At 72.8% G+C, this 10,828-nt stretch carries 10 protein-coding genes and 2 pseudogenes; 5 read left to right on the top strand and 7 right to left on the bottom strand.

The genetic code is table 11. The features are described from left to right. Positions 1-207: 207 nt before the first annotated feature. Genes Srubr_RS40015 through Srubr_RS40005 form a run of 3 tightly spaced genes read left to right on the top strand, consistent with a single transcriptional unit; the run spans position 208 to position 3,369 of the window. Positions 208-1,167 (top strand): TauD/TfdA family dioxygenase, encoded by a 960-nt coding sequence (locus tag Srubr_RS40015; protein ID WP_189997936.1) that lies wholly within the window; start codon positions 208-210, stop codon positions 1,165-1,167. Between the two features lie 17 nt (positions 1,168-1,184). Then, positions 1,185-2,279 carry an alpha-hydroxy acid oxidase gene (locus Srubr_RS40010; RefSeq protein ID WP_189997935.1) on the top strand — a complete coding sequence of 365 codons (1,095 nt, stop codon included), beginning with the start codon at positions 1,185-1,187 and terminating at the stop codon, positions 2,277-2,279. Between the two features lie 40 nt (positions 2,280-2,319). Beyond that, positions 2,320-3,369, top strand: a complete 1,050-nt coding sequence (locus Srubr_RS40005) for a DMT family transporter (protein ID WP_189997934.1) — start codon at positions 2,320-2,322, stop codon at positions 3,367-3,369. On the opposite strand, the pseudogene Srubr_RS42230 reads toward Srubr_RS40005, so the two are convergent. After that, positions 3,314-3,463: pseudogene (locus tag Srubr_RS42230) on the bottom strand (oxidoreductase); the annotation flags it as partial. The gene Srubr_RS40005 and the pseudogene Srubr_RS42230 overlap by 56 nt on opposite strands. Here Srubr_RS42230 and Srubr_RS40000 point away from each other — a divergent pair. Beyond that, positions 3,450-3,839 (top strand): annotated as a pseudogene (locus Srubr_RS40000) (3-dehydroquinate synthase II); the annotation flags it as partial. The pseudogenes Srubr_RS42230 and Srubr_RS40000 sit on opposite strands and share 14 nt — an antisense overlap. 53 nt (positions 3,840-3,892) lie before the next feature. Here Srubr_RS40000 and Srubr_RS39995 read toward each other — a convergent pair. Further along, complete coding sequence (locus Srubr_RS39995) at positions 3,893-4,732, bottom strand: helix-turn-helix transcriptional regulator (RefSeq protein ID WP_229927028.1); 840 nt, start codon at positions 4,730-4,732, stop codon at positions 3,893-3,895. 268 nt (positions 4,733-5,000) lie between these two features. Between Srubr_RS39995 and Srubr_RS39990 the strand changes: the two genes are divergently transcribed. Beyond that, positions 5,001-6,230 (top strand): MFS transporter, encoded by a 1,230-nt coding sequence (locus Srubr_RS39990; RefSeq protein WP_189999931.1) that lies wholly within the window; start codon positions 5,001-5,003, stop codon positions 6,228-6,230. 304 nt (positions 6,231-6,534) lie between these two features. On the opposite strand, the gene Srubr_RS39985 is transcribed toward Srubr_RS39990, so the two are convergent. The 5 genes from Srubr_RS39985 to Srubr_RS39965 all read right to left on the bottom strand — a co-directional run. Next, a complete protein-coding gene (locus Srubr_RS39985; RefSeq protein WP_189999930.1) occupies positions 6,535-7,968 on the bottom strand; it encodes an MFS transporter in 1,434 nt (477 codons plus the stop codon). Between the two features lie 51 nt (positions 7,969-8,019). After that, positions 8,020-8,787, bottom strand: coding sequence for a TauD/TfdA family dioxygenase (locus tag Srubr_RS39980; RefSeq protein WP_189999929.1), 768 nt, complete (start codon positions 8,785-8,787; stop codon positions 8,020-8,022). Between the two features lie 44 nt (positions 8,788-8,831). Next, positions 8,832-9,965 carry an acyl-CoA dehydrogenase family protein gene (locus Srubr_RS39975; RefSeq protein ID WP_189999928.1) on the bottom strand — a complete coding sequence of 378 codons (1,134 nt, stop codon included), beginning with the start codon at positions 9,963-9,965 and terminating at the stop codon, positions 8,832-8,834. Positions 9,966-9,972: 7 nt separating this feature from the next. Then, entirely contained in the window at positions 9,973-10,221 is a 249-nt protein-coding gene (locus Srubr_RS39970) for an acyl carrier protein (protein ID WP_189999927.1), read from the bottom strand. Next, positions 10,218-10,828 (bottom strand): alpha/beta fold hydrolase (locus Srubr_RS39965; protein WP_203855119.1); only part of this gene is annotated, 611 nt, incomplete at its 5' end. The genes Srubr_RS39970 and Srubr_RS39965, both read right to left, overlap by 4 nt.

The raw sequence follows: 10,828 nt of genomic DNA, 5'->3' as shown, positions 1-10,828 counted from the left end.
CCTGTGGCGCTCCGCCGCCAGCTGACGGTAGTCAGGCCGACCCTGAAAGACAACCGGACAGTCGGTTTTCTATGCGGTTGACAAAACCAGACGGTCGGTTTTGAAATGGGCTCGGCCAGCACGCCGCCACCAGGCACCAGCGGCATGCCACCAGGACACCAGTGGTTGATCACCTGCCGGTCAGCGCAGGGGAATTGCGAGGAATCGATGACTGCGGCGTTACTGGAACTGAACGATCAAGAACGTTCGGTCATGTGGGAACGGGCCGAACAGATCGTGCACCAAGGCCCCGATGCCGTCCGCCCCGACGACCTGCCCGAGCGGGTGCGGCAAGCGGTACGGCGCTTCGGCGAGGACTCGGGCACGACGGGTTTCCTGCTGCTGCGCGGCCTGGAGGTCGGCGAGCTCCCGCCCACCCACTCCGACGGCGAACCCGCGACCCTGCCGGGCCACGGCACGGCCGGCCTGGCCATGATCATCGCCGAGACGCTCGGCACCATGATCGGCTACGCCGACGAGAAGAACGGCGACCTCGTCCACAACGTGCAGCCGCTGCCCGGCGAGGAGACCCGGATCGAGGGCTCCGGCTCGGTGGCGTTCGACTTCCACATCGAGAACGTCCACCACGCCCTGCGCCCGGACTTCATCGGCCTGATCTGCCTGCGGCAGGACCACGACAAGGTCGCCGCGACCCGCGTCTCCTCCGTCCGGGAGGCCGTCGAGCGGCTCAAGCCGTCGACCCTGGACGTCCTGCGGGAATGCCAGTTCTACAGCAACTACCCGGGCTCCTTCACCCGGGACAGCACCGTGGAACCCGCGCCGGCCGGCCCCCACCCGGTCCTCTTCGGCGACGCCGGCAAACCGCTCATGCGCTTCAACTCACACAACACCGTCTCCCTGAGCAAGGCGGGCCGCGCCGCCCTGCGCGCGCTGGCCGAGGCACTGGAGGAGGTCTGCCACGAGGTGATCATGCAGCCGGGCGACTGCGCCCTGCTGGACAACCACGTCGCGGCGCACGGACGGTCGGCGTTCACCCCCCGCTACGACGGGCAGGACCGGTGGCTGCGCCGGTTCTACTCCATCCAGTCCGTTCCCCGTTCGGTACTGCAGATGATGGGCGGATCACGCGTCATCCCGCCGATCCCGGCCATCCAGGGCATCTGGTGAACCCGCCGGAGACCCCGATGACCGAACTCGACGCGTTGCTGTCGCTCGCCGATTTCGAGCAGCGGTGGACGGCGCAGGCGGACCCGCCCATCGCCCAGTACGTGGCGGGCGGGGCCGGTTCGGACAGCGTGGTGGCGGCCAACACCGCCGCGTTCGGCGACGTGTGGCTGCAGCCGCGGGGACTCCACGACGGTCCGCACACACTCGACACGTCGGTCACCGTACTGGGCCACACCCTCGCCATGCCGCTCCTGCTCGCCCCCACGAGCCCGCAGCGGCTGGTGCACCCGGACGCCGAACTGGCCACCGCGCGCGCGGCGGCCCGCCACGGCCTGCTGTCGGTCGTCAGCACCGACTCGCACCACCCCTACGCCGACATCGCGCGCGAGACGCCCGGACACACATGGTTCCAGCTCTTCCCCTACCGCTCCCGCGCGGACGTCGAGGCCACCTTGGCGTACGCGGAGGAGTGCGGGGCCTCGGCCATCGTGGTCACGGTCGACGCGTCGTTCGCGGCCCGCCGGCTGACCACCCTGCGGGCCGGGTACCGGCTGCCCCCGGGAGTCGACTACGGCACCCTGCGCGCACTGGGCATCCTGCGAGGCGACCCGCCGGCCAGCGGACGGCACGAGAAACTCCCCGTCACCTGGGCCGACCTGGAGTGGATCCGCAACCGGACCCGGCTGCCGCTGCTGGTCAAGGGCCTGGTGCGGCCGGCCGACGTCCGGCGCTGCGTCGAACTGGGCATGGACGCGACCATCGTCTCCAACCACGGTGGCCGCCAGCTGGACGGTGTCGTACCCGCCCTGTTCGCCCTCCGCTCGGTCGTCGAAGCCGTACCGCGCGACCACCCGGTGCTGCTCGACGGCGGAATCCGCTCCGGGACCGACATCGCCAAGGCGATCGCGCTCGGCGCACGGGCCGTGTGCATCGGCAGGCCCTATCTGTGGGGCCTCGGACTCGGCGGCCAGCAGGGGGTGGAGCGCGTCCTGGACATCCTGCGCGCCGAGTTCGACGACGCCCTGCTGCAACTGGGCATCAACACGGTGGACAAGCTGGACGACACGTTCGTGACGGCGGCGCGCCGTCTGACGGCCGTGGCCGCCGGCTGACCCGCCACGGGGACGACGAAGCGAAGGAAGCAGCGGCTCGATGGCGACTCCGAAGGCACACAGCGGCACACCCCCGCGTCCCGTGCGCGCCCCGGGCGGGCACGGGAACGGCGGGGTGCTCGCCGGTATCGCCCTGGCGGTCGCGGCCGCCGCCGCGATGGGCGGTGCCGCCCCCGCCCTGAAGGCCATGGGAACCGCCGGTCTGTCGGCGGTCGACATCATCCAGGCCCGCGCGGTCGTGGGCGCCGTGCTGCTGATGCTCATCGCGGCGGTCGTGCACCGCGGCCGCCTGCGGGTCAGGGTCCGCGACTGGTGGCTGGTCCTGGTGTACGGCACGGTCAGCCTCGCCGTGAACCAGGTCGCCTTCACCATGGCCCTGACCCGGCTGCCCGTGGGTGTCGCGCTGCTGGTGGAGTACCTGTCGCCGGTGCTGGTCGCCCTCTGGGTACGGCTCGTGCAGGGAAAGCAGCTCTCCGGGCTGGTCTGGCTGGGGATCGCGCTCGCCCTCGGCGGCCTCGCGCTGACCGGGCGGGTGTGGTCCTCCGGCGGCGATCTCGACCGGGCCGGCCTGGCGCTCGCCCTGCTGGCGGCCCTGACCATGGCGAGCCGCTTCCTGCTCGCCGAACGAGGACTGCGCGCCTACGAACCCCTGGTGATGTCGGCATGGGGCACCACCGTGGACGCCGCGGTCCTCACCCTGGTGGGCGTGATCGACCCCTTCCCCTTCTCCGCGCTGTGGCGGGACGCCGCGCTGAACGACCACTCCCTGCCGGTGTGGGGGCTGGTGGTCTGGGTGGGCGTGATCGGCATGGCCGGCGGGCTGGCGCTGGGCGTCGCGGCGCAGCGCCGGCTGCCGCCCACCTCGGCCAGCCTGATGCTCACCCTGGAGGTGGTGGCCGGAGCCGTCGCCGCCTACCTGGTGCTCGGCGAGGTGCTGACACCGCCGCAGCTGGCCGGGTCCGTGCTGATGCTCCTGGGCATCGTCCTGTCCCAGTCGGCCGCCCTGCGGCGCCGGCCGCCCGCAGAGGCCGCCGTCACAGATCCGGCACCGGGCGGGGACCGCGGGAGCGGGAGACACAGATCGGCATGAGACCGCCGGCCGCGCGCTCCTCCTCGGTCAGGAGGCTGTCGCGGTGTGCCGGGACACCGTCCAGCACGACGGTCTCGCAGGTGCCGTACATGCCCACCCGCCCGTTCCGGGTGAACGCCGCCGCGCTGCACTCCTACAGCCTCACGCCGAACAACCGCACCCGCTACCTGGCCGAACTGCGTTCCGGTTCCGAGCTGCTGGCCGTGGACACCGACGGCAGGACGCGGCGGGTCGTGGTCGGCCGGATCAAGATGGAGAGCCGCCCGATGCTGCTGATCGAGGCGGAGTCGCCCTCCGGCGGCAAGGTGAACGTGATCGCCCAGGACGACTGGCACGTGCGGGTACTCGGCCCCGGCGGCAGCGTCCACAACATCACCGAACTCAAGCCCGGCGACGTCATCCTCGGCTACGCGCTCACCGACCAGCGCCATGTCGGCTGCCCCATCCGGGAGTTCCAGCAGGAGCAGTGAGCCAGGACCGCCCGTCGGCCCCGTGTCACGGCCTCGGCGGACCGGGCCTCGCCTCAACCGAGTCGCGCGAGCGCGTCCTTCGTCGCCTCGTCGGCCGGGAAACGGGCCAGCAGGTGCACGCGCGGGTCGTCCGCGGCGATCAGCTTCGACTGGCGCAGGGTGAGCCGGCCCACCCTCGGGTGCGCGAAGTCCTTGTACACGGTCCGGTAGTCGGCGACGTCGTGCCGCTGCCAGAAACGGGCGAAGTCGGGTGTGTGGGCCAGCAGATCGGCCACCACCTCCGCGTAGCGGGGGTCCGCGGGCTCCTCGTCGGCGCGCATCCGGAACTGGGCGAGCACCTGCGTGGCCTGGGCCTCCCAGTCCGTCATCAGGGAACGCGCGGGCCGCCAGCCGAAAATGACCCACAGCATGTTGCGGCGCTCGGCCGGCAGCGCGCCGAAGTCCGTGAAGAGCGCCGCCTCCGCCCGGTTCCAGGCCACCACGTCCCAGTGGTGGTCCAGCAGCATCGCCGGATTGGGCTGCAGGGCGTCCAGCAGGGCTTGGAGCTGCTCGTTGCGGCCAGGGCAGCCGCGCACCTCGCCGAGATCCGGGGGCAGTTCGTTGCTGAGCCGGTACAGGTGCCGGATCTCCGGCGCGGAGAGCCTCAAGGCCCGCGCGAGCGAGGCGAGCACCTGACGCGAGACCTTGATGTCCCGGCCCTGCTCCAGCCACGTGTACCAGCTCAGGCTCACCCCGGACAGCGAGGCCACCTCCTCGCGGCGCAACCCGGGGGTACGGCGGCGCGAGAAGTCGGAGATTCCCACGTCCTCGGGAGACAACCGCTCGCGCCGCGACCTCACGAACGCCCCGAGCGTACGGCGGCCGGTGTCACCCAGATCCCTCATGGCTGCCATCGGCCCAGGCTAGCAGCGCGTACCGGCCGTTCCCCCGGGGCGCCCCCGGTCCGCGCGGCGGGCGTCCGGGCCGGGAGCCCCGCGGCGCACGCCCGGGCCGCCGGCACCTGCGGCCCGGCACGTTCAAGTGTTCCGCGCCAGGCGGTTGAACGGCCGCGCCGGTGCCGCGCACGCGAGGCTGTGAGTATTTGTCTCCTGGCTGCCCGCCCGCCGACGGCGCACGATCGGGACCGTAAAACCTTTGCGCCTCTCGTGGAAAGGCCCTGCCGTGTCCCAAGACGTACAGCCCGAGACGACCGGGTCCGCCCTCCCGCCGAGCGCGCCGGCCGACTCGCCCCCGGCGCCGCAGACCGCGGCGCGGGTGCCGCCCGCGCTCGCCGTGGCCTGTTTCCTCAGCAACTTCGACCGCTTCGCGATCACCCCCCTGCTGATGGCCATCGCCACCGGATTCCACGTCCGGCTCGGCCAGGTCGTGCTGGTCGCGAGCGGCTACTTCTTCGCGTACGGGTGCGCCCAGCCGGTGTGGGGCATGCTGTCCGACCGCTACGGGCGCATGCGGGTCATCCGCTTCACCCTGTGCGCCGCGGCGGTGTGCGGACTGGTGTCCGCGGCCGCACCCGACCTGACCACGCTCGTGATCCTGCGGATCGCCACCGGGGCGTTCTTCGGGGCGGTCGTCCCCGCCTCCCTGACGTACGTGGGCGACACCGTCCCCGCGGCCGTACGCCAGCGGGCCCTGTCGGATCTGCAGCTGGCCCTCGCCATCGGCACCGCGGCCGCCACCCTGGTCGCCGGCGCAGCAGCAGCCCTGTTCAGCTGGCGGGTGATGCTGGCGCTGTCCGCCGTGCTGGCCGCGGTCACGGTCGCCGGCATGCGCGGACTGTCCGAGTCCCGTGCCGACACCACCCTGCGCCGGCCGTCCGAACAACTCGCCTCGGTGCTGCGGCGGCGCTGGTCCTGGCTGGTCATGGCCTTCGGCCTGGTCGAGGGCGCGGTACTGCTGGGCTGCTTCACCTTCCTGGCCCCGGCCCTCGAGGACGGGGGGATCGGTGCCCTGGGCGCGGGCGGTGTGACCGCCCTGTACGGCGCGGGCACCCTGGGCTTCTCGCGGCTGCTGAAGCGGGTGGCGATGCGCCCGGCGTGGTCGCTGCTGGCCGCCGGCGGCGTGATGATGGCGGGCGGCTTCCTGGTCGCCGCCGCCGGCCCGAACGTGTGGGGGATCGGCGCCGCCGCGATCCTGCTGGGCGGCGGCTGGTCGTTCTTCCACTCCTCGTTGCAGAACTGGGCCACCACGCTGGTGCCCGAGGCCCGCGGCACGGCCGTCGCGCTGTTCGTGGCCTCCCTGTTCGTCGGCAGCGCGATCGGCTCGGGCCTCGGCGGCACGCTCGCCCAGCACGGCCACTACCAGCAGCTGTTCCTCCTCGCGGCGGCCACCGCCGTACCCCTGACCGTGTGCGCCGCCTGGCTGCGCACCCGCTACACGCCTACCGGCTCCTGACCCGGGCCGGCCGCGGCCCCGCGGACTCCAGGGCACCGTCCTTTCCCCGGGGACGGTGCCCTGGTCACCCCGGGCGACGAGCGGACCCGTGTACGACCCAGCGGCAGCCCGGGCCCACCGCGCTGATCTGCGGACCGGCGGCGAACCAGAGCGGGAAGAGACCGACGACGCGGCCGGGCTGCGGCGGCGTATCGGCCGCGTGCCCGATCAGTACGCGGGTTCCGCCCCGGACGCCCGCGGCAGCCCGGGGGTCTCCAGCGGCTCGCACCACAGGCCGTACACACCCGGCGCGAACGGCCCCGTGCTACCCGCTCTGCGCGGCTTTCGCGGAACGGAAGGCGAACGTCCCCAGCAACGCCAGCGCGGCCATGACGGCGGCGGCGGCGAACGCGGCGGTGATACCGCTGTTCAAGGCCTCCTTCGGCGCGTCGGCGTGGCCCCGGACGGACGACCCGAGGAGCGTGGTCAGGATCGCCAGGCCCAGCGTGACCCCGGTCTGCTGAATGGTCTGGAGCGCCCCCCCGGCGGCACCGGCCACCCCGGACGGCACGTTCGCCATGATGATCACGCTGAGCGGCATCAGCCCCAGCCCGGTGCCGCAGCCGATCAGCACACTCGCGGCGAACACCAAAGGGAAGTAACCGGTACCGGGCGTCAGCCGCGTCAGCAGGACCAGCCCGGCCACCAGCAGCACGCAGCCGGTCATGGTCACCGCCTTCGGCCCGAACCGCCGCAGCAGCCGCGGCACCAGCCGGATCATCGCGAACATCAGGACGGCCGTCGGAAGGAACGCCAAACCGGTCGACAGCGGACCCATGCCGCGCACGTCCTGCAGATACAGGGACAGGAAGAAGAACATCGACATGCTCGCCATGTAGCCGACGAACACATTGGTGTACGCGACCGCGCGGTTGCGGTCGGCGAACAGCACCGGCGGCAGCAGCGGCTGCGCCGCCCGCCGCTCCAGGAGGAGGAAGACCACGATCAGCGCGGCGCCCGCGAGGAGCGCGAGGCCGCTGGCCACATCACCCCACCCGTGCGTCGCGGACCGGATGAAGCCGAACACCAGGGCGGCGACACCGCCCGTCGCGGTCAGCGCGCCCGGCAGGTCCAGCCGGGCCTCCCGCCTGGGCGTGACCGGCAGGTACCGCCCGGCCAGCACGATGGCCGGCACACCCAGCGGAACATTGATGAACAGCACCGCCCGCCAGCCGAGCCACTGGGCCAGCACACCACCGAGGATCAGACCGACCGCGAACCCGACACTGGCCATCCCCGAGTACAGCGCCAGCGCGCGCACCCGGGCCTTCGGCTCGGTGAAGACGGTGTGCAGCAACGCCAGCGCGTTCGGTCCGGCCATGGCGGCACCCGCCCCCTGCACCACCCGGGCGGCCAGCAGCCAGGCGGCCGACTGCGCCAGACCCCCCGCCAGCGACGCCGCGGTGAACAGGACGACGCCCGCGACGAACATCCGCCGCCGGCCGAACAGATCACCCGCCCGGCCGCTGACCAGCAGCAGCCCGCCGAACGTCAGGGTGTACGCGTCCAGGACCCACGGCAGACCGGTGGCCGTGAAGTCCAGGTCGGCCCGGATCCGGGGCAGCACGACGTTCATGACCGTGACATCGAGGATGATCAGCAACTGGCAGCTGAGCAGGATGGCCAGCACGGCGTGAGGACGCAGGGGACGGCTGCCTTTGCCGGCCCGGCTGCCCGGGAGCGCTGTGACGTCAGACATGGGGACTCCGTGAAGGGGGGAAGGAACCGGCGGCCGGACACACCCGGCACATCAACCGACCGAGATGCGGCGCAGCTTTCGCGGAGCGTCGACGCAGTAGGCGGCACGCCCGTGCACGACCCGCTGGTTGTCCATGACCAGGACCTGGCCGACCCGCCACCGGTGGGCGTACATCACCTCCGGAACCGTCAACCACCGGTCCACCAGGGCGAAGAGCTCCAGGCTCTGCTCCTTGGTGCGGCCCACCACGGCCGCCCCGTAGTTGCGCTCCGGATCCTCGGGATAGTCCAGCCCGATCTGCAGCGTGTCCCCGCCGGTCACCGGGTCCACCTGCACCGGCGCCACGACCGGGTTGCCGCCGGGCCGCTCCACGTAGAAGCCCGAGACCCTGGACCAGTACTCGATCCGGATGCCGCGCAGGGTCTCCACCAGCTCGGCGGGAGCCGTCGCGAAGAACGCGCTGCTGCCGGCGATCAGCGTCTCACCGCCCTCGTCCGGGGCCTCCAGGCACTCCAGCCCGATGTAGCGGACCGGGTGTGCGTTCAGGATCGCGTCGACGTGCATCGGTATGGCACCGGTCCGGAACTGCGAGTTGTCGGTCCCCGGCCGCTGCTCCTGGACGAGCTGGGTGCCGAACCGGTACGACACCGCCGTGCCGAGCGGCGCCATGATGTCCTCCAGGGACAGCCCGTCCGGGCCGTCGGGTTCCAGGACGACGAAGCCGTGACGCCGCAGCTTCTCCAGATACGGTGAGGGCGCGCTGCGGCCGCAGCGCGCGTCGGCGGCCGAGCGCCGCATGTCGGTGGTCGTGAGGTCCATGGTCCTGTCTCCTCGCAGGTCGGTGACGGGGCGCCGGGCGCGGCTCAGCCGGCGCCGATCAGCTCCGCCCGGGCGTAGCCGGCCGCGGCCGTGCCGAACTGGAGCGTCGCGTGGGAGCTCGCGGTGTGCAGGTCGCGCCACAACCGCTGCAGGACCGAACCGGTGCTGTGTCCGGCGGTGCCGGAGGCCCGCATGAGGCGGTCCACCGCGCGCACCAGCAGCTCGGCGGCGAGGGCACAGTCCCGCTGGTGGCGCGCCACGTCCGAGCGGGTCACGGCCGGCGCGGTGTCGACGACCCGCGCGACGCGGTCGAGGAGCAGTTCGGCCGCGTCGATCTCGCCGGAGCTGCGCGCGAACACATCCGCGAGGTGGGCGACCACCGGGTCGTACACATCCGCCCGCCCCCGCAGTTTCGCGCCGGTCAGCCGCCGCCAGTACCGCAGCGCGCCGTGGGCGGCGCCGAGCATCGGCAGGCAGAACAGGAAGGTGTTCACGGCCGGCAGCGGTACCGGCCGGCCGTCCGGCCCCGGCCGCGGGGCGTCCGTCTCGGTGAGGAGGCCGGCGGGGAAGGTCATCGGGTCCGGGACGAAGACCTGCTCGGCGACCACCGTGTGGCTGCCGGTGGCCTGCATCCCGACGTCGTCCCAGGTCCGTTCGACGAGGACCGAGGCGCGCGGCACCAGGCAGACCCGCTGCCCGGGACCGCCCTCCCCCCGCACGGCGGCGACCAGGAGGATCCAGTCGGCCCGCTCCGAGGAGGACACCGCCGGCCAGGCCCCGGACAGCAGCCAGCCGCCCGCCACCGCGGTGGCGGTGCCCCGGGGCGTCACGCCGCCGGCGATGAGCACGTCGGGCCCGCCCGCCCACAGCTGCCGCTGCCCGGCCGGCGGCAGGTGGTTCGCCGCGCGGGTCATCAGCCCGGCCACCACCGCGCACCAGGCCGTCGCCGGGCACTCCGCGCCGATGACCACGGCCGCCTGCTTCAGTTCCGCGAACGTCCCGCCGGAGCCGCCGAGCGATGCCGGCACGAAATGACGGGCGGCACCGGCGGCGACGAGCGCTGCGATGACATCGGCGTCGGGCGTGCGGGCGGCCTCCGCCTTCCCGGCCCGCCGCCCCGCCAGTTCGGCGATGCCCCGGGCCTGCTCCACCAGCGTCGAGAATCCGGTCGCCGTCACGCCGGCCTCACCTCCCGACCGCGTGCCGCGAGAGGATCTCCGCGGCCAGCCGCGCGACGGTCACCGGCTCGCCGAAGATCCTGGCGACGGCGAACTCCACATCGAACTCCTCCTCCAGGACGGACAGCAGCCGGACCATGACCAGCGAGCCGACCCCCGCGCCGATGAGGTCCGCCTCGTACTCGTCGGGCCCGATCCCGTAGCCCTGCCGACGCAGCTGTTCGACGATCGCGTCGATCACCTCTGGTTCGCTCACTGCCATCCGCCTTCGATCTCGTCCTGTACGTGCCGCAGGTTCTGCGCCGCGAACACGTCGAAGTGCCCACCGCTCAGCGCGACGGTGCGCACCGCCGGCGCCCATTCCCGCCAGGCGTCCGGGTCCGGTTCGGCCGGCCCGTCACTCGCGCGGAACTGGACGACCGGTACCCCTACCGGGGCCGGCCGCCAGTCGCGCAGCAGCAGCTTGTTCTGCCGGTACACCTCGAACCTCCGGCGCAGCACCGGGTCGGTGTGCACGTCCTGCTCCGAGACCACGACACCGCCCGCCTGCCGGATGTCGTCGACGAACCCGGACACCATCGCCGCGTCGAAGTCCTCGCAGTGGCGTGCCGCCGCCGACACCGGGGTGTCGAGCACGACGACCCGGCTGACCGGGTACGCCGCCGCCCGCGCCGCCTCCACGGCGAGCGCGCCGCCGAACGACCAGCCGACCAGGACGCACGGCACCTTTGGGCCGTCGAACCGCCCCGCCAGGTGGCGCAGGCACAGGTCCGCCGCGAAGGCCATGCCGGCATCCGCGGAGACGGGCGTATCGAAAGGCCGGTCGAAGCCGAGCACATGGACGTCGAGGTCGCCCGGCAGGT

It is taken from the genome of Streptomyces rubradiris, assembly GCF_016860525.1.
GTDB classification, from domain to species: domain Bacteria; phylum Actinomycetota; class Actinomycetes; order Streptomycetales; family Streptomycetaceae; genus Streptomyces; species Streptomyces rubradiris.
This window is presented reverse-complemented; position numbering and strand designations above follow the sequence as displayed.